Below are 17,508 nucleotides of genomic sequence, written 5' to 3'. Positions count from 1 at the left end.
TCACCCGTCCGCCGCTAGAAATCGGTAGCAAGCTACCTATTCCCGCTCGACTTGCATGTGTTAAGCCTGCCGCCAGCGTTCAATCTGAGCCATGATCAAACTCTTCAGTTTAAAATCAATAGTACCTTAAAGGGTACCAATCTTGGCTCATCAATTACTGACAAAAATTTGCTCAAATAAACTTCGAGTAATTTCTACCATCAATCAATGAAAATAATTTCGATCAATCAACTAGTAAAAATCCACACAAGTTGTTCTTCATAATCTCTTAATGATCTTCTTAATGCTTCGTCAGCAAATAAGAGAACAACATCAAACAACTCAAAACCTTATATTTATCACTGTCTGCGTTGGTATGCAGCGTATTCTATAGAGTTTCAAAACAAACACAAGCCCCTATCACAGAAATTTCTATGATATTGCGCCTGAGTGTATATTTTTTAAACTATAAGCAATTTATTGCTTATTTAAAGATCAATATATCTACATATTCCGCTTTATGAAAGACGAATTTTATAATTATTGGTGATTTTTATATTCTTCAAACTAAAAAGCCCGTAATTCAACGGACTTTTCGAATAGCACTGACTTGAATAAAACTAAAGAAGTTACGAAAGTGACTTTAGTTTGCTTGCTCAGCCAACCAACTCATGAATTTTTGTCGTTCAGCTTTATTGGCCTTTTGCCAAAGCTGAATTAATTGTTGATCTGCCCCATTTTCATTAATAATCACATTTTTTGAAGCTACTACAGGAGATACTACGTTCGTTGGTTTTGCAGTTACAGATTGCGCATAAACAGGTGCCGGTTGATTTTCTGGCACAGCTTCTTTCTTCGTAAAATCTACGGCATTACCCAAAACACCATTGGAGAAAATCGATTTTTGTTCTTTCTTCGCCCCAGCTTGCTGCACAAGTAATTGATTAGATTTGTCATACAAACCAAATATCGGTTGGTCTTTATATTTTTGCGCAGCATCAAAATCTCTTGGTGCATTGACTAGACCTAAACGGTACTCTTGACCATCAATCAGTGCTGGAGTGCGAATAGCAGCAACTCCTGATTTTAATATATCGTGTGAATTATCAGCATGTTGAAAAAATTCGCTATAACGTACAGTTAATACGTTTTCACCTGCATCTAGCTTATATTTCTCTGTAGATCGAAATAAACCACCTGTAACTTCTTGATCATTAATTTCAACTATTTTGATTTCTTCCGGAACAGTCAAAGTTACAGCTGCAAATCCTGCACTACTTAACATCAGCGCTGTAGCTGCAACAGTTAATCTTAAAGTCATCATTATCACTCTTTATCAATTATTTAGTTTCGATTGCACTATGCAATGCATATATGACAATCTTATGACATCTAACAATCACTGTATATTTTGTTTCAAGACATTATTTTGATATTCATTCAAGAATTTTGCATATAAAAAAAGGATGCTCAAAGCATCCTTTTTAATTCATCACACCATCATTACTTGAATGTTTTGAATCGTTCTTCATCTGCAATAAAGGTTTTTTCACCTGCAGGTGCTTCAATCGAACCAAAAACAAGCTGTGCGCGTAGTTTCCATTGATCTGGCACATCAAATGCCGCAGCTGTTTCAGCATCAACAATTGGATTGTAATGTTGTAATGACGCACCAATATTTTTTTCAGCCAAAGCCGTCCAAGTAGCAAATTGAGCAATCGCTGTTGAGTGTTCAGACCATACTGGGAAATTATCTGCATAAAGTGCAAATTGTTCTTGGAGGGCTTTTACTACAGCCTGATCTTCATAAAATAATGCTGTACCAAAACCTGCTGCAAAACTATTAATCTTGCCATTGGTTCCTTCAAATGCATCTGCAGGTACAATTTTACGTAAAGTTTCACGTACGATATTCCAGAATTTTTGATGTGCATCACCAAACAGAATAACAACACGAGATGTTTGAGAGTTAAATGATGATGGACTTAAACGTACAGCATTTTTAATGGTTTGCTCAATTTCATCTTGCGATAAACTCACGTTATTACCAATAGAATAGATTGTGCGACGTTGTTCGATTTGATTCAAGAATGACATTACAAGACCTCTTTTTATTTTCAATTAGCTGACTAAGTTGAGATTTATAATAGGTGATGTTTTTAACCGTTGCATGACTATATTTACAACATTGTGTCTTATTTCTAGAACAATCAGTTGCAAGCATCTAAATACCTACAACCCACTTACATTCAAATATTGGTTCACAGTCTTTAGGACAGCAGAAATCAAAGCAACCTACAGAACATAGAAATTACTCATAAATTCTAAACTGATCTTGATCTTCTGGTTCTAAACGTTCAGGCGCTTGACCTTCAATTGAACCAAAGACCAACTGCGCACGTAGCAGCCATTGTTTTGAAATATTAAAGTGTTCGGCAACGGCATAATCAATGTGTGGATTATAGTGTTGTAAACATGCGCCTAAACCTGCATCTGCGATCGAAGTCCATACTGCGAATTGAGCCATGCCTGACGTTTGCTCCGACCACACTGGAAAATCTTCTGCACTTAATGGCACTTTCTTTTGTAATTGTTGAATCACAGCTTGATCTTCATAGAAAAGCACAGTTCCCAGGCCAGCTGCACACTGATCTATTTTGAGCGCCACACCTTCAAAAATATAACTCGCAACATTCTTGCGTTGTACGTCTTTTACAATGTCCCAAAATTTTTGATGAGATTCGCCAAATAAAACTACAATACGTGTGCTTTGCGAATTATATGCAGATGGACAACTTCTTACGGATTCTTGAATCAGTTCAGCCAAGTAAGCCTGACTATAATGCACCTTCTTTCCAAGCTTGTAGATACTACGACGTTTCTTTAGTTGGTCGACAAATGACGCTTCTACTTCTTGTTCGGTAGTTTTCTTTTTTAATTTAAAATCTTTAGTGATATCCGCAGTCAATACATGACCAATTTTATCGAGTAACGCCACCCTAAACACCCCAAAGCAATTTTTATATATAACAACAATTCCTTACTTATTCTAAGGGTATATCAGGCTAAATTTTGACTATGATTTATTCACATGTTGCTTTTTAAATCAATCAGTAAGCTCAAAAACAAAAAACTCCGCATTTTGCGGAGTTTATGTGACATTTAACGCAATTTATTTATCAGTTTCAAATAATGCTGCGACAAATGATTTTGCTGAGAATGGACGCAAGTCATCAATTTTCTCACCTACACCAATAAAACGAATTGGCACATGGGTACGGCTTGCAATATTAAATAACACACCACCTTTTGCTGTACCATCAAGCTTAGTAATAGTTAGACCTGTAAGTCCTACTGCCTCGTCAAACATTTCAACTTGGTTAATGGCATTTTGACCTGTGCCTGCATCTACCACCAACATCACTTCATGCGGAGCTGTAGCATCAATTTTTTGCATTACACGTTTTACTTTAGACAACTCTTGCATGAGGTGTCCTTTGTTGTGTAAACGACCTGCGGTGTCTGCAATCAGTACATCTACGCCTTTTGCACGAGCACTTTCGAATGCATCAAAAATAACTGAAGCAGAATCTGCACCATGACCTTGCGCCACAACTGCAATATTATTGCGTTCGCCCCAAATTTGTAATTGTTCTGTCGCTGCTGCACGGAATGTATCACCAGCAGCCAACATTACTTTTTTACCTTCACCTTGTAAGCGTTTCGCTAATTTACCAATCGTGGTGGTTTTACCCACACCATTTACACCAACAACCAAAATCACATATGGATTTTTATTGCTGTCGATATGTAGCGGTTTAACACGTGGTGCAAGTAATGCCACAAGTTCTTCTTGAAGCGCTTTATATAAAGAATGTGAATAGATTAAATCGCCACGTTCAGTACGTTCCGTTAAGTTCGCAATAATCGTTTTGGTTGCATCGACACCAATGTCAGCAACCAAAAGTTGCTCTTCAACTTCCTCTAAAAGTTCATCGTCAATTTCCTTCCCACCGATCAGGATATTCACCATGCCGTCTGCCAAGTTCTTACGTGACTTTGCTAGACCTTCTTTCATACGACTAAAGAAGCCGCCTTTTGCCTTCGAGTCTTCAGTTTCTGACTCTGTTTCTTGTAATGGTGCAGCAATTTCTTGCTGTACTTTCGGTGTCTCGATAATCGGCACATTTACCGCAGGTAAACTCGGTAGCGTGACATCGTCATCACCGATATCAGCATCAATCAAAAATTTATTCTGCCCATGAGATTGCTGTTGCATGCCGAATCCTTGAAAAGCACTGCGTTAAAAAAACCGATTCTATCATAAGTTATCTTAAATTGAGTCGCTACACGCCTGTCAGTGCTAAGCACACTAAAAAACAACATGTTGAACTTGCAATCAAAATTAACTTTAGGAAAACTAGATAACTATAAAATGCATTTTAATGGATTCCTTTGTGTCCTATAAAAACAGATTTTCTCCTTGTTTTTTTAAAACTTTATTTCGCTCAGTGCTTCCTATCTGTGTCATCACTAGTTGCTTTTGGTCTACACCCAATCTACATGCAGACACACGTACCCAATTAACGCGAAGCACCTTTGAAACCACGCTTAAAAATGGCTTAAAGGTCATTATCCGTGAAGACCACCGTGCACCGATGGTAATGACCCATATTTGGTATCGTGTTGGCAGTAGTGATGAGTCGGGCAACCTATTAGGGATCTCTCATGCACTCGAACATATGATGTTTAAAGGAACCACTAAAGTTCCTAATGATGAATTTACACGTCTCAGCCGTATCTATGGCGGCAGCATCAACGCTGCAACCTTCACCAATTACACCAATTATTATCAGTTGTATCCTAAAGCCTATTTTCCTATGGCACTGGAGCTCGAAGCGGATCGTATGAGTAATTTACGATTGCAACAACAAGATTTCGAACCTGAAATTAAAGTGGTTATGGAAGAACGCCGACAGCGCACAGATGACAATCCTCGTTCTTTGGCTTATGAACGTTTCAAATGGATTTCTTATCCAACCAGTCACTATCGTCAACCCGTCATTGGACACATGAAAAATCTGCAAAACATCAAATTAGCAGATTTAAAACAGTGGTATAAAGATTGGTATACCCCAAACAACGCCATTTTGGTGATTGTCGGTGATGTCGATGCCGAAGCAGCAATACGTCAAGTTCAAAAATACTTTGGTGATATTCCATCACGTAAAACACCTGATCGTAACGATGTGATGGAATTCGAGCGTGTGGGCTATCGTCATATGGAACTAAATTTACCTGTACAAGTGCCCAATTTGTATATGGCGTGGAATGTACGCTCACTAGCTACCGCAAAAAACCCACAAGATGCTTATGCTCTCAATATTATTCGCAATATTTTAGACAGTGGTATTTCATCTCGCCTACAAGACAAACTGGTACGCGATAGAAAATTACTTACGGCTGTAAGTGTTTCTTATGATCCATACAATCGTGGAGACAGCTTGTTTACCATTTCAGCACTCCCTGCCGATGGCGTCAAAATGGAACAAGCTCAAAAAGCCATACAAGATGAAATCGACACTTTAAAAACAGAATTAGTCAAAACACCTGAAGTCGAACGTATCACCACACGTTTTGTCTCCAATTTAGTTTATAACCAAGATGACATCAGCAGCCAAGCCAAGACTATTGGCCACTTAGAAGTCAATGGACTCAGTTTCAGGCTCATGGACGAATTACCAAAACTATATGAAAACGTCAGCGCACAGGATATTCAACGTGTCGCCAATGCGTATTTTGTCCGAGAAAATTTAAGCACCATGTATTTACTTCCGGAACAAACGGAGACCCCTACAGCTGCAAATAAAGCAGATCAAACTACAAAACCTGCAAAAACAGAAGTTGTTATTCCAGAGCAACAGACCAGCTCAACCCAAAACACAGAAAGCGTCTTGTAAGGATTAGTGATGACTATTACGAAAATTTTATCCCTAAGCTTACTCACTGCGTTTGGCTCACTCCTCCATGCAGAAACTTATACGGAAAATGTTCCTGACCTCAACGATAACCCGAGCCAATTACAATCTATTCCAATGCTGCAAAGTTTAAAGAATTTACAGATTGATAAAGACTACCGTGCTCCGCTTGTTCAAGTGCTGAAAAACCGAAATGGTGTGAATAGCCTGTTTGTTGAATCGCAAGATCTACCCATGGTGGATATTCAACTGACCTTTAATGCAGGTTCTGCTCGTGATGAAGAAGTCGGAAAAGGCTTGTATGGTGTTGCCAACATGGCTGCACGTTTAATCGATGAAGGCACAGAAAAATACAATGCAACGCAAATTGCCTCGGTTTTTGACCAAACAGGTGCTCAATTTAGCGTGCAAGCACATCGAGATATGTTTGTCGTTCGGCTACGCGTATTATCAGACCCTAAAAAATTAGAACCAGCTTTAAGCATGATGATGGAGGTCATTAAAAATGCGACTTTTAAAAACTCCAGTCTCAACTTAGCACTCAGCAATAACCAAGCTGGTCAGAAACAGCTCCAAGAAAGCCCAAGTCGCTTAATGAATATTCGTTTCTATCGGGCTGTATACGGCACACACCCATATGCAGAACCGATTACTGGAACCAATGGCAGTATCAAAAAAATCACCCCAGACATTTTAAAGAAGTTTCGTAATCAATTTTTAGTTGCTCAAAACATGAATATTGCCATTACAGGCAAACTCAGCAAAAAAGAAGCACAAAACCTTGCAGAACGTATTTCCGGAAACTTAAACCAAGGTGAAAAAGCTAAGGCACTTGCACAACCAGAAGAAAAACAAGGGTTTGATATCATCCATCTTCCCTACAATTCCACCCAAGCCAACGTTATGTTTGGACATTTAGGAACGACACGTGATAACAAAGATCGATTAGCCCTAGAAGTAGCTAATCGAATGTTTGGTGGTGGAGGTTTTAACTCGGTCCTCATGCAAGAGCTTCGCGTTAAACGTGGCTATACTTATGGTGCCTATAGTGCATTTAGCTTTAGCCAAGCACCCGGTATCTTTAGTTTTAGCTATGGAACACGTCAAGATCAGCTTATAGATAGTATTCGAGTGGCACATAAGGCTTTTAATGATTTTGTCAAAATGCCTATTGATCAAAAACAAATGGAAGAAACCAAAGCAGGCATGCTGCGTGCTTTTCCAAATAATTACAGCAGTAATGCAACGATCAATGCACAGCTTGGTCTATTAGGGTTTTATCAACAAGATCCAGATTATTTGACCCAGTACCCGAAATTATTGGAAAAAATAACTGTAGCTGATGTACAAAATGCGGTTCGTACTTACATGCACCCTGAAAATATGACTGTGATAGTGGTCAGTAAAACCTTAGATAAAAATGAAGTACAGCAGATATTGGAAGAGAATATACAAGCAGCTCCAACCAAGATAATCCCTGCAACTAAAGCTGTTCCTCTGCCAAAGCAGGAAGTTGATGTGCCCGTACAGACTCCATCTGATAAGCATGCATCAATTTAAGATAAGCACCCACACGAATGCGATCTTGCTGTCTCAGTAGCATCGCCATTTCCTGTGTTTCAGGATAACTTTGCTGCAAAGCAAGTCGTGACACGTTTTGGTATTGCTGTACAGAAATAGGACGATATAAGGCAATCACAGCCAATACCAAAATTACCACGATCATGACTGAAACAAAGATATTATAAATTTGCTCAAGCTGTATTTTAGATTTGAATTGAGTAATTTTTTCTAAATCAATAGTCATACACTACCTCAGGTTCAAAGTAGTGTATGGCTGACGTTCAAGAAGTTCAAGTCACAGCGCTTAAAACTGCATCAGTTCACCTTTTCAGTCTGTGAGTTAGCTAAACAATTTAATGAATAATGGTACGTATCACCGCAAAATAAAGAATTAATGCAATAATCGCCAAAACGATAAATACTGCAAAAATACTCATTCCACCTTCTGCATGCGCAGGATGTAAATCATCATCATCGGCGATTTTGAGTAATTCGCCATTATATGCATTGTAAAATTCTAAGCGCTGTGCCTTATCTAAATCCCGTGTGAAATCATATACACGTTTGCGCTGTGCCAAACCAAAATCCCCTAAATGAATTTCTTGATGAAAAATTGCTTCATCAAGATTGCGACGATGTAGATGTGCCAACTCCACAATTTGCGCTAATGTCGGAGGATAATCTAAAGTTAAACCGTCTAAAACTCTTGTCATTTACTTCTCCTTATTATCTACAACTTCTTATGATAGTATTTTACTCACGAAAACAATTGTCCATTGTTTAATCATGTAAACTATAGCAAATTAGAAATATTTACGTGAATAGTTGACAATTCAAGATAATTGTAATATTAGTTTAATAATACTTAGTTAAATTAGTTAATAGGGCTAAAGAATGGGCCCTTAATGATCATAATTAGAATAAGGAGTTAAATATGATTCAACAATTCTCTCAACATGAACTCGAACATGTATACGCAAATGCGGTAAACACAATTCAATCTCAAATGAACTTCAGCGATGCAGTTCATGAATTGGAAGATGCAGCTCGTGCTGGACATGGTAAAGCAGCGTTATTTTTGGCTGAACTTTATTATCAAGGCTTCCGCGTAGAACGTGACTCACTCAAAGCGCAATATTGGCAGAACATGGCCACCTTGCAAGCATAACAAAACGTCACTAAGGTGGCGTTTTTTACACCCTTCAACTTTTAACTACATAAATTCTTACAATCAAGTTCAAAGCTTACACAGCTTTTTCATAAGAATTTCCTACAATAGGAGCAACATCAACAACACGCTGCATATGATGTCTAAATTAAAGCAATATAAACCTATTCCAAAAGATTTATTTTTCAAAATTAGTATTTTAAAAACCATGATGTACTGTGGAGTCCTTTGGGGTCTCTACCACCAACAAGGTTGGGCAATGACCAGCGATCAAGATCATATTATCTTCCCGTTTTGGTTAAATGGCATTCAAGCGCATAAATATGCCAAAAAGCATTGGCCCAACTACACTCCACGACGCATTACACCACAAGATTTTGAGGCATCGCTATTACCGACATTAACACGCCTTAAAGTCATCCCTGCGTTGCATAGCTCAAGTCACATCCGTCTCAAGCTCACAACCTCGCAAATGCGTTTATTCTTTTTTAACCAAAATAAGATTCAAATGGCATAAAACCCTCAGTGCATGTTTGACCCCAACATGCACTGAAAAGTATTTGCTTTTTTCGAATTTCGCGCTAATTTAAATTAAACAAAAACTACTATAAAGGAATGAAAATATGACTACAGTTGCCCAAGTACTTAAAGACAAAGCTTATCAAGAAATCTACACCATCACTCCAGATGCGACTGTACTCGAAGCCATTTCCCTGATGGCACAAAAAGGCATTGGTGCCCTCGTTGTGACCCATGAAGGCACAGTCGTTGGTATTTTGTCTGAGCGTGATTACACACGTAAAATCGCCCTGATGGAAAGAACATCTTTCGATACCTCTGTCAGCGAAATTATGACTGGGAGCGTAATCACCGTGACAAGTGCAGCGACTGTCGAAGAATGTTTAGAGCTTATGACAGATCGCCATTTACGTCATTTACCTGTCGTTGAGGAACAGAAATTAACTGGCTTAATCTCCATCGGCGACCTTGTAAAAGCAGCAATGGATGATCAACGCAAACTGATCGAACAACTTCAACAATATATTTCAGGCTAAACTCAATAACTCCCCCCTTAATAAAGTTTAAGGGGGGAATCTAGAAATCAAAATTTTTCATATAATTCACCAAATGTAATGACATACACAATACAAATTAATTACTTTTCTCAATTTCATTTATTATGTTGAAACCTGCTTTAGATAAATTAGCCCACCTTGATGCCATCATTTTAGAATTGGAACGCTTGATGGTTTCTATGAAAGACGATGAACTGCTGCAATACCACCGACGTACGATTAATTTGGAGATTGCTTCTGCTGTCGCTGAAATTTTAGATGCAAAGGCAATTATTTATGCACTACATCCTGAGTTAATTCTAATTACATCAAGCTTTGACCACACTTTTTATAAAAAGTCAAAAAAAATATCCCAGTTAAAAACTGGGATACTTCGAATATAGATCAGGCTATACAACTGCAAAAGATTTTTGCACCATCAACAGATGATGAGCAACTTAGTCTTTTTTAATGGCAATAATTAATTTAAACCTAATTTTTCAGCCACATAGTCTGAGTCTTTATCGCCACGGCCTGAAACGTTAACAACAATCTTCACATCTTTAGCAAGTTTTGGCGCTTCACGAATTGCCCATGCAACAGCATGTGAACTTTCTAGTGCAGGAACAATACCTTCCACACGTGAAAGCGTCATGAATGCATCTAAACATTCTTGATCTGTCGCTGTTGTATATTCAACACGACCTAGGTCTTTTAACAAGCTATGTTGTGGTCCCACTCCAGGATAATCCAAACCTGATGCAATTGAATGCACTGGTAATGGTTCACCCTGTTCATCTTCAAGGACATAACATGCCATGCCATGAATTTGACTTGGCTTACCCAATGTCAACGTCGCAGAGTGCATATTGGTATCTAAGCCATGACCAGCCGGCTCTACACCCACAAGTTTAACATCGGTGTCATTGAGGAATGCTGTAAATGCACCAACGGCATTGGATCCACCACCCACACATGCAACCACATAGTCAGGATTTGCACCAAAACGCTCGTTGGTCTGAACTTTAATTTCATCACCAATAATTGACTGGAAGTCACGAACCATTTTCGGGAATGGATGTGGACCAACCACTGAACCAATCGCATAAATAAAATTGGTTGGATCTTTTAAATATTCTTCAAATGCGCTATCTACTGCATCTTTGAGCGTAGCTGTACCACGAGTAACAGAGATTAGGTTGGCACCTAAAATCTTCATTTTCACCACGTTTGGATGTTCTTTTTCAATATCCACTTGCCCCATGTGAATTTCACATGGAATACCCACCAAGGCACAAGCCGTTGCTAATGCCACACCATGCTGACCTGCACCAGTTTCTGCGATCACTTTGGTTTTACCCATGTATTTTGCTAACAAAGCTTCGCCAAGGCAGTGGTTAATTTTATGTGCGCCAGTATGGTTGAGATCTTCACGTTTCAGGTAGATTTGTGCTCCACCTAATTTTTCAGACAAGCGCTTTGCATAAAACAATGGACTAGGACGTCCAACATAGTGTGCAAACAACTCTTTCAATTCATTTTGAAATTCTTCTGTATGACGAATTTGCTCATAAGCAACATTAATGTCATCCATTGCCTGTTTTAAATCTGGTGGAATGAACTGCCCACCGTATTCACCGAAGAAACCTTCTTCATTAGGTAATGCGATACCATTAATTTGATGATCCATCATATTTCCTTCATGTTGTATGCAGAACAAAGACTTTTAAATACTATCCAATTTTGAAAATAAGAAACAATGCAAAATTGGAGTAAGTAATATAAACATCATTGATAAGAAAAAGTATCGTTTTTAACGCTTTAGCGCGCTAAATATTTCGTCATATCTTCCACACCTTTTAGGGTCATTGGGAACATATGATCTTCAAAGATTTGTTTAATCGCAGCAATGGTTTGGGTGTAATGCCAATAACTTTCTTCTTCTGGGTTTAACCACGCTGTTTTATCAAAATGATTACGTAAACGCTGTAACCACACCTGACCCGCTTCATCATTCATATATTCCACAGATCCACCTACCGAGTTCAACTCATACGGTGCCATACTTGCATCACCGACAACGATAACACGGTAATCTCGCCCATAGGTATTGAATAGATCCCATGTATTCATACGCGTGCTTGAACGGCGAATATTGTCTTTCCACACATAGTCATATAAACAGTTATGGAAATAGAAATACTCTAAGGTTTTAAATTCAGTTTTTGCAGCGGTAAAGAGCTTCTCGCATTGGGCAATATGTGAATCCATCGATCCCCCAACATCAAACAGCATCAACACTTTAATGCGGTTACGTCGTTCTGGAACAAGCTGTACATCCAAAATGCCTTGCTTGGCTGTTTCACGAATGGTTCCATCAATGTCAAGCTCATCTGCTGCACCTTGACGGGCAAATTTACGCAAACGACGCAATGCCATCTGCATCTGACGACTGCCGAGAATCTGCTCATCATCTAGGTTTCGGTATTGACGTTGTTCCCAAACTTTCACCGCAGATCGTTTACGACCAGGCCCACCGATACGCACGCCTTCAGGATGGTCACCATAGGCACCAAAGGGCGAGGTACCGCCCGTACCAATCATTCGATTACCACCCTGATGCTTTTTATGCTGCTCGCGTAAACGCTCTTCGAGCATTTTCATCAATTCTTCTAATGAACCAGCTTTTTTTAATTCTTCTCGTTGTTCTGGTGTTAAATGCTTTTCGATTAGCTCAAGGTCAAACCAATCCTTTGGCAGTTTATGTACCTGATTTAATAGCTCATCCAAATCAAAGGTGGCAATACCGTCAAAATAGTCCTTCATTGCACGGTCGAACTTATCAAAGTAACGTTCATCTTTGACCATGACGGTTTTTGCAAGCTGATAAAATTCATTTTGATCTGCAAAGACCAGCCCTGCTGCCACTGCTTGGTTCAAGTCAATCAATTCACGAGTTGAAACAGGAACACCGTATTTTCGAAGGGTATAAAACAATCGCACAAACATAGGCGAATAAAATCCAATAAAAATTAAATATCAGGAGGTCAAATCCAGTGTGAATGCATGTGATCTTGTTATTTCATCTGCAACTGAGTCTTGCCTTTACATCCACCATTATGAAAAATTGATTCCTACAAGTAAAGCCAAAAGCTTTTACTGTGTGTTCATATACGTTGCCCTACCTACCCAAAGAAACACAAACGGCATGATTTATTCGCAAGTCGCATTTCTTTCTTTAAGTGATTTTTTAAGAGTTTCATATTTGCGCTGAACATCGAGACGATCCTGCTGCAACTTTTCAATGGATACGATTTTATGAAAACCTTGATGGTTTCTATAGCGGTTAAAGTCATTTAGATTCAAGATCACAAAATCATAGTATTTCAGCTCGAGTACAGTTGCAGCACAGGCCTTTTGTTGAATGGTCGTTTGAGCTGCGAGATGATCTGATTGATCAATGAGCTTTTCTTTAAGTTGATGTTCTGCAACTTGCGCCCAATACGCATCCTGGAGTAGCTGTTGATGCTGCTGTTCAAACTGAGCATCATCCATCGCATAGCTATACCCAGATAAATACAAGCTCGCAGCCAACAAGAGTACGGTCGGCTTTAATCTCTTAGTTACAGCTATGTGTACTTGAGATAAGTATGCGCTTGTCTGCATAATTCACCTTTATATTTTTTAATGCTCAAAATAAAAGCCGGATAACCGGCTTTTAAATCTTTGATAAAATTAATAGCAATTAACGACGTGACATAAATGCTAGACGTTCAAGCAATTGCACATCTTGTTCGTTCTTAATCAAGGCACCATAAAGCGGTGGAATTGATTTTGATTTATCTGTATTGCGTAAAATATCTTCTGGCATATCATCAGCCATCAGCAAACTCAACCAATCAATCAACTCAGAAGTTGAAGGCGGTTTCTTTAAACCCGGAACTTGACGTAATTTAAAGAAAATTTGCAGTGCTTCAGAAACCAAGGTATTTGAAATATTTTCAAAATGCACATCGATGATTTCACGCATGGTTGCTTCATCAGGGAATTCAATATAATGGAAGAAACAACGACGCAAAAAGGCATCTGGAAGTTCTTTTTCATTATTTGAAGTAATGATCACGATTGGACGTTGTGTTGCCGTAATCGTTTCACCTGTCTCGTACACAAAGAATGACATTTTATCGAGTTCGTGTAGCAAATCATTAGGGAATTCGATATCTGCTTTATCAATTTCGTCAATTAGAAGTACACAACGTTCTTCACTGGTAAACGCTTCCCAAAGTTTACCCGGCTTAATATAGTTTTTGATGTCATAAACACGGTCATCGCCCAACTGACTATCACGCAGACGAGATACGGCGTCGTACTCGTACAAACCTTGTTGAGCCTTGGTCGTCGATTTGATATGCCACGTAATGAGCTTAAGGCCTAAACTTTCAGCCACTTGTTCGGCTAAAAGTGTTTTACCTGTCCCCGGCTCACCTTTAACCAAAAGTGGCTTTTGCAATGAACGTGCAGCTTTTACTGCAAGTTTTAAGCTATCAGTCGCAATATATTGATCTGTACCAGTAAATTGTTGAGTTTCAACAGACATGACATAACCTTATTTTTTTATTTAAAGCGGTGAAATTTTCTTGTTTACAACGTGCTGTGGTTTCGCTGCATTGTATTTTGTCCAAAAATATCCAAGGACTAAACCAATACCCACCACAAAGAGAATCAGCGATAGATTCAACCAAACCAATGGCTGATCTTTTGTTAATACACCAAAAATCAAACCAAAAATCGCAGGTGCGATTGCTGCATTTAAACCTTCAGAAACGGTTGGTGTTAATAAAATAGCAAATACGATAAGCCAACCAATGGCACCTATCATTTTGGGTAAGCGCTTCATCAGCCCATACCAACACAACAAAGCAATTACAGCCCCACCTAAGTAAACCGTAATTGCAATACTGCTTTCAGGAATTGAGTCCAATACCGATACTACACCATTCATTTTCACAACTCCTGAATTAACTTAAGCGCCGCGCAAGCCTTCTGGCTCAACTGCATTTGGGTCAATTAAACCTTCTGGAGGCATTTGAATAAAGAACCCTTTTGTTTCAATTGAATCTAATACATGCAATACGTTCACACGTGCAAGTTTGCGTGATTCACTGAGTTCTAGATCCATGACAAATGTGGCACGACCAAATGCTGTACGTAAAGCATCAGGCATTACTGCAAGCGGATCTGTCGCTTCAGTTTCGTTTTCATTAACTTCAGGACGAGCAATATAAAGATACATTTCATCTTTTTTGCTCGATTTGTAGATAGAACAGTACATAATTGAATCAATACTCATTAAACGCAAGGCAAAGGATACATCAAAAAAAAGACTGATACATTAGTGTTTATTAACGCATCAGTCGTGAATTTGTATAAGTGATAATTCTTTAATCAATCAGAACTTATTCCAACACTTTCATTTGACCAGAAAGATAGCTTTCATCGGCATGCAGCACTTCAATTAAAGGCTTCGTCAGCAAATCATAGCGCCAGCCCAATAGGTAACTCGGTAACTCCTGTTCATCATTATGAAAAACCACATGCTGATACAATGCATTTAACCATTTTTTGCGCATTAAAACTTCTTTAGGCACAGAGGTTTCTTGTACTGCACGCTGAATAACGGTATCGACGCGTGAACCAATATCCTGAGAAGAGTGACGAATTGGACGTGCCATACGCAGCGGCCATTCAGCTTGTTCAGGTAAAAACTTCAACAAATCTAAAATAATTTTACCATGCTCACGCACAATGTTAGGACGAATGTCTTTCACCGCACTCAATTGAAAATTATTTTTTGGATTTTTTTCAACCATATCAATGATGGTTGAGTTTTTAAGAATAAAGCTACGTGGTTGATTTAAGGCTTTCACCATTTGCTCACGCCAAACGGCCAATTGCTGAATTTGCATGAGCTGACGACGTGAATGTCGATAATTACCAATATCGTGATACAGCAAATGGATCGGCGTTTCAGTGCCAATTTCATAAGTTAAATTTTTGCAGTCCTCAAGCACACAATTTAATAAACTTTTCGCAGCCAACTCATTTTGAATCGTTTGGCTTAAATTCATTAAATAATGTACATCATTCGCTGCATAGTTCAATTGCTCGGCACTGAGTGGACGAGCCAACCAATCTGAACGTGTCTGATCTTTATCTATATCTACATCGAGCATAGTTTTTAAGGCATTTTGATAGCTGACTTGTAAGCCATGCCCTAAAAATGACATCCCAACTTGTGTATCAAAGACATTTTCTAAAGACTTATGCTGTGCATAGTGATAAATCAGGTCGATATCTTCACTACAAGCATGAAAAATGTTTTGCTGAGCCGCAAATAATTTTTGCCAGAATTGGCTTAAATCGAGGGTTGTACCATCAAGTAAATACACCTGATTTTGTACATTAATTTGGAAAAGTCCAAGTTTGGGCCACAGGGTATCTACTTTTATAAACTCGGTGTCGAGTCCGTAAATCGAGCTTTGGTCCATAAGATTTAAAACAGAATTTAAATCTGGCTGATTTTGAATGAATTGATACATAAGTTGCTGAGTCTAATTTTAGATGCTCTATGAGCTTATATTAACTGATATATATTATTTATCTATAAGGAAAAACGTTATTTTAGTGACTTATTTTCTTTATTTGGCTTTTTTATTCATTATTAACAAAAACTTTAATCGTTATTAAGTATAAATAATTAGGTGAATTTTATACAAAGCGAAACGAGTTTCGCTCTATAGTTACTTCATTCGCATTCGGTTATGCACGGCCTGACTTAAAGTATGACTATCCACATATTCAAGCTCACCACCCTGTGGTACACCCTGTGCAATACGGGTCATTTGTATTGGTAAATGCTTGGTCGCTTCAACCAAATAATGTGCTGTCGCTTGACCTTCTACCGTTGCATTGGTCGCCAAGATCACTTCCTGCACTTTACCATCACTTAATCGTTGAATTAAATATGGGATACCAATTTCGTCTGGGCCAATACCATCGAGTGGCGACAAATGTCCACCCAATACATGATATTTCCCTCTAAAACTGCCACTTTGCTCGATTGCCATGACATCTGCGGGAGATTCAACCACACAAAGCAGTTGATCATCACGTTCTGACGAGACGCATATGTTGCACACTTCATCTTCAGTCAATGAATGGCAAATTGTACATTCATGAATATAGTTGGTTGCTTCAGTCAAGGCATGTGCCAAACCAACAGCGCCTTCCCTATTTTTCATGATTAAGTGCAGTGCCATACGTTGAGCCGACTTTGGCCCAACGCTTGGCAAAATACGCAATGCCTGTACAAGTTGATCAAAACGATCACTAAACATTCAACGTATTCCTTAGAATAAACCTGAAAGACCTGGTGGAAGACCCATACCAGAGTTTGCAGATTTCAGTTTTTCTTCTGAAATTACTTCAGCTTGACGTGAAGCATCATTCATTGCTGCTGCAATTAAGTCTTCAATCATATCTGCATCATCTTGAAGTAGTTCAGGATTGATTTCGATACGTTTCACTACATGACGTGCAGTCATAGTAACTTTAACCAGACCACCACCTGCTTCAGCGTGAACTTCAACTTGTGCAAGCTCTTCCTTGGCTTTTTTAATGTTGCTCTCAACTTCTTTTTGCATGCGTTGAGCTTGCTGCATGAGCATATTAATGTTCATAAAAATCTCCGAACAAAACTGATGAA

20 protein-coding genes, 1 rRNA gene and 1 pseudogene are annotated in these 17,508 nt (G+C 38.7%); 6 read left to right on the top strand and 16 right to left on the bottom strand.

The features are described 5' to 3' along the window. The 5 genes from FTU79_RS07335 to ftsY all read right to left on the bottom strand — a co-directional run. Positions 1–111, bottom strand: a 16S ribosomal RNA gene (locus FTU79_RS07335); the annotation flags it as partial. Between the two features lie 511 nt (positions 112–622). After that, entirely contained in the window at positions 623–1,300 is a 678-nt protein-coding gene (locus FTU79_RS07330) for a DUF2057 domain-containing protein (RefSeq protein WP_180049437.1), read from the bottom strand. Positions 1,301–1,482: 182 nt separating this feature from the next. After that, positions 1,483–2,076: a nitroreductase family protein gene (locus FTU79_RS07325; protein ID WP_180007270.1), complete on the bottom strand. Its 594-nt coding sequence runs from the start codon at positions 2,074–2,076 to the stop codon at positions 1,483–1,485. Positions 2,077–2,290: 214 nt separating this feature from the next. Then, positions 2,291–2,977: a nitroreductase family protein gene (locus FTU79_RS07320; RefSeq protein ID WP_180049430.1), complete on the bottom strand. Its 687-nt coding sequence runs from the start codon at positions 2,975–2,977 to the stop codon at positions 2,291–2,293. A gap of 174 nt (positions 2,978–3,151) precedes the next feature. Beyond that, on the bottom strand, positions 3,152–4,258 hold the full coding sequence (ftsY, locus tag FTU79_RS07315; protein ID WP_180049428.1) for a signal recognition particle-docking protein FtsY: 1,107 nt from the start codon (positions 4,256–4,258) through the stop codon (positions 3,152–3,154). Positions 4,259–4,424: 166 nt separating this feature from the next. On the opposite strand from ftsY, the pseudogene FTU79_RS07310 reads away from it, so the two are divergent. After that, a pseudogene (locus FTU79_RS07310) lies at positions 4,425–5,822 on the top strand (M16 family metallopeptidase); the annotation flags it as partial. A gap of 123 nt (positions 5,823–5,945) precedes the next feature. Next, positions 5,946–7,517 (top strand): insulinase family protein, encoded by a 1,572-nt coding sequence (locus FTU79_RS07305; RefSeq protein WP_373685652.1) that lies wholly within the window; start codon positions 5,946–5,948, stop codon positions 7,515–7,517. Here FTU79_RS07305 and FTU79_RS07300 read toward each other — a convergent pair. Continuing rightward, positions 7,441–7,764, bottom strand: a complete 324-nt coding sequence (locus FTU79_RS07300; protein WP_180049421.1) for a hypothetical protein — start codon at positions 7,762–7,764, stop codon at positions 7,441–7,443. The genes FTU79_RS07305 and FTU79_RS07300 overlap by 77 nt on opposite strands. A gap of 109 nt (positions 7,765–7,873) precedes the next feature. Then, entirely contained in the window at positions 7,874–8,233 is a 360-nt protein-coding gene (locus FTU79_RS07295; RefSeq protein ID WP_111884936.1) for a hypothetical protein, read from the bottom strand. A gap of 221 nt (positions 8,234–8,454) precedes the next feature. On the opposite strand from FTU79_RS07295, the gene FTU79_RS07290 reads away from it, so the two are divergent. The 4 genes from FTU79_RS07290 (at position 8,455) to FTU79_RS07275 (ending at position 10,147) form a co-directional block, all read left to right on the top strand. Further along, positions 8,455–8,688 carry a hypothetical protein gene (locus FTU79_RS07290; RefSeq protein ID WP_078188494.1) on the top strand — a complete coding sequence of 78 codons (234 nt, stop codon included), beginning with the start codon at positions 8,455–8,457 and terminating at the stop codon, positions 8,686–8,688. A gap of 139 nt (positions 8,689–8,827) precedes the next feature. Further along, a complete protein-coding gene (locus FTU79_RS07285; protein ID WP_180007275.1) occupies positions 8,828–9,205 on the top strand; it encodes a DUF2750 domain-containing protein in 378 nt (125 codons plus the stop codon). A gap of 106 nt (positions 9,206–9,311) precedes the next feature. Further along, positions 9,312–9,743 carry a CBS domain-containing protein gene (locus FTU79_RS07280; RefSeq protein ID WP_078193901.1) on the top strand — a complete coding sequence of 144 codons (432 nt, stop codon included), beginning with the start codon at positions 9,312–9,314 and terminating at the stop codon, positions 9,741–9,743. 125 nt (positions 9,744–9,868) lie between these two features. Further along, positions 9,869–10,147 (top strand): hypothetical protein, encoded by a 279-nt coding sequence (locus FTU79_RS07275; RefSeq protein WP_180007276.1) that lies wholly within the window; start codon positions 9,869–9,871, stop codon positions 10,145–10,147. Positions 10,148–10,224: 77 nt separating this feature from the next. On the opposite strand, the gene trpB is transcribed toward FTU79_RS07275, so the two are convergent. From trpB to FTU79_RS07230, 9 genes are all read right to left on the bottom strand, one after another. Further along, positions 10,225–11,433, bottom strand: a complete 1,209-nt coding sequence (trpB, locus tag FTU79_RS07270; RefSeq protein ID WP_180007277.1) for a tryptophan synthase subunit beta — start codon at positions 11,431–11,433, stop codon at positions 10,225–10,227. A gap of 131 nt (positions 11,434–11,564) precedes the next feature. Beyond that, positions 11,565–12,752, bottom strand: coding sequence for a VWA domain-containing protein (locus tag FTU79_RS07265; RefSeq protein WP_180007278.1), 1,188 nt, complete (start codon positions 12,750–12,752; stop codon positions 11,565–11,567). A 204-nt stretch (positions 12,753–12,956) separates the two neighbouring features. Then, positions 12,957–13,409 (bottom strand): hypothetical protein, encoded by a 453-nt coding sequence (locus FTU79_RS07260; protein WP_180007279.1) that lies wholly within the window; start codon positions 13,407–13,409, stop codon positions 12,957–12,959. A gap of 79 nt (positions 13,410–13,488) precedes the next feature. Continuing rightward, positions 13,489–14,340, bottom strand: coding sequence for a MoxR family ATPase (locus tag FTU79_RS07255; protein ID WP_078188501.1), 852 nt, complete (start codon positions 14,338–14,340; stop codon positions 13,489–13,491). A 21-nt stretch (positions 14,341–14,361) separates the two neighbouring features. Beyond that, positions 14,362–14,745 (bottom strand): hypothetical protein, encoded by a 384-nt coding sequence (locus FTU79_RS07250; RefSeq protein WP_180049419.1) that lies wholly within the window; start codon positions 14,743–14,745, stop codon positions 14,362–14,364. 21 nt (positions 14,746–14,766) lie between these two features. Further along, positions 14,767–15,075 (bottom strand): YcgL domain-containing protein, encoded by a 309-nt coding sequence (locus FTU79_RS07245; RefSeq protein ID WP_078188503.1) that lies wholly within the window; start codon positions 15,073–15,075, stop codon positions 14,767–14,769. 124 nt (positions 15,076–15,199) lie between these two features. Next, on the bottom strand, positions 15,200–16,342 hold the full coding sequence (locus tag FTU79_RS07240) for an HRDC domain-containing protein (RefSeq protein WP_180049417.1): 1,143 nt from the start codon (positions 16,340–16,342) through the stop codon (positions 15,200–15,202). 201 nt (positions 16,343–16,543) lie between these two features. Beyond that, entirely contained in the window at positions 16,544–17,140 is a 597-nt protein-coding gene (gene recR / locus FTU79_RS07235; protein WP_180005090.1) for a recombination mediator RecR, read from the bottom strand. 12 nt (positions 17,141–17,152) lie between these two features. Further along, a complete protein-coding gene (locus FTU79_RS07230; RefSeq protein ID WP_078188506.1) occupies positions 17,153–17,482 on the bottom strand; it encodes a YbaB/EbfC family nucleoid-associated protein in 330 nt (109 codons plus the stop codon). Positions 17,483–17,508 lie beyond the last annotated feature (26 nt).

It is taken from the genome of Acinetobacter sp. YH12144, from assembly GCF_013418345.1.
Taxonomy (GTDB): Bacteria; Pseudomonadota; Gammaproteobacteria; order Pseudomonadales; family Moraxellaceae; genus Acinetobacter; species Acinetobacter amyesii.
The sequence above is the reverse complement of the archived record's forward strand: the minus strand, read 5'-3'. Positions and strand labels throughout refer to the sequence as shown.

Bases quoted from the DNA above. Each gene is read 5' to 3' on its own strand.
- trpB (WP_180007277.1), bottom strand. From the start codon at position 11,433: ATGGATCATCAAATTAATGGTATCGCATTACCTAATGAAGAAGGTTTC.
- FTU79_RS07230 (WP_078188506.1), bottom strand. From the start codon at position 17,482: ATGAACATTAATATGCTCATGCAGCAAGCTCAACGCATGCAAAAAGAA.
- FTU79_RS07280 (WP_078193901.1), top strand. From the start codon at position 9,312: ATGACTACAGTTGCCCAAGTACTTAAAGACAAAGCTTATCAAGAAATC.
- FTU79_RS07330 (WP_180049437.1), bottom strand. From the start codon at position 1,300: ATGACTTTAAGATTAACTGTTGCAGCTACAGCGCTGATGTTAAGTAGT.
- FTU79_RS07260 (WP_180007279.1), bottom strand. From the start codon at position 13,409: ATGCAGACAAGCGCATACTTATCTCAAGTACACATAGCTGTAACTAAG.
- FTU79_RS07300 (WP_180049421.1), bottom strand. From the start codon at position 7,764: ATGACTATTGATTTAGAAAAAATTACTCAATTCAAATCTAAAATACAG.
- FTU79_RS07255 (WP_078188501.1), bottom strand. From the start codon at position 14,340: ATGTCTGTTGAAACTCAACAATTTACTGGTACAGATCAATATATTGCG.
- FTU79_RS07275 (WP_180007276.1), top strand. From the start codon at position 9,869: ATGTTGAAACCTGCTTTAGATAAATTAGCCCACCTTGATGCCATCATT.
- FTU79_RS07295 (WP_111884936.1), bottom strand. From the start codon at position 8,233: ATGACAAGAGTTTTAGACGGTTTAACTTTAGATTATCCTCCGACATTA.
- FTU79_RS07245 (WP_078188503.1), bottom strand. From the start codon at position 15,075: ATGTACTGTTCTATCTACAAATCGAGCAAAAAAGATGAAATGTATCTT.
- FTU79_RS07240 (WP_180049417.1), bottom strand. From the start codon at position 16,342: ATGTATCAATTCATTCAAAATCAGCCAGATTTAAATTCTGTTTTAAAT.
- ftsY (WP_180049428.1), bottom strand. From the start codon at position 4,258: ATGCAACAGCAATCTCATGGGCAGAATAAATTTTTGATTGATGCTGAT.
- FTU79_RS07290 (WP_078188494.1), top strand. From the start codon at position 8,455: ATGATTCAACAATTCTCTCAACATGAACTCGAACATGTATACGCAAAT.
- FTU79_RS07285 (WP_180007275.1), top strand. From the start codon at position 8,828: ATGTCTAAATTAAAGCAATATAAACCTATTCCAAAAGATTTATTTTTC.
- FTU79_RS07265 (WP_180007278.1), bottom strand. From the start codon at position 12,752: ATGTTTGTGCGATTGTTTTATACCCTTCGAAAATACGGTGTTCCTGTT.
- FTU79_RS07250 (WP_180049419.1), bottom strand. From the start codon at position 14,745: ATGAATGGTGTAGTATCGGTATTGGACTCAATTCCTGAAAGCAGTATT.
- recR (WP_180005090.1), bottom strand. From the start codon at position 17,140: ATGTTTAGTGATCGTTTTGATCAACTTGTACAGGCATTGCGTATTTTG.
- FTU79_RS07325 (WP_180007270.1), bottom strand. From the start codon at position 2,076: ATGTCATTCTTGAATCAAATCGAACAACGTCGCACAATCTATTCTATT.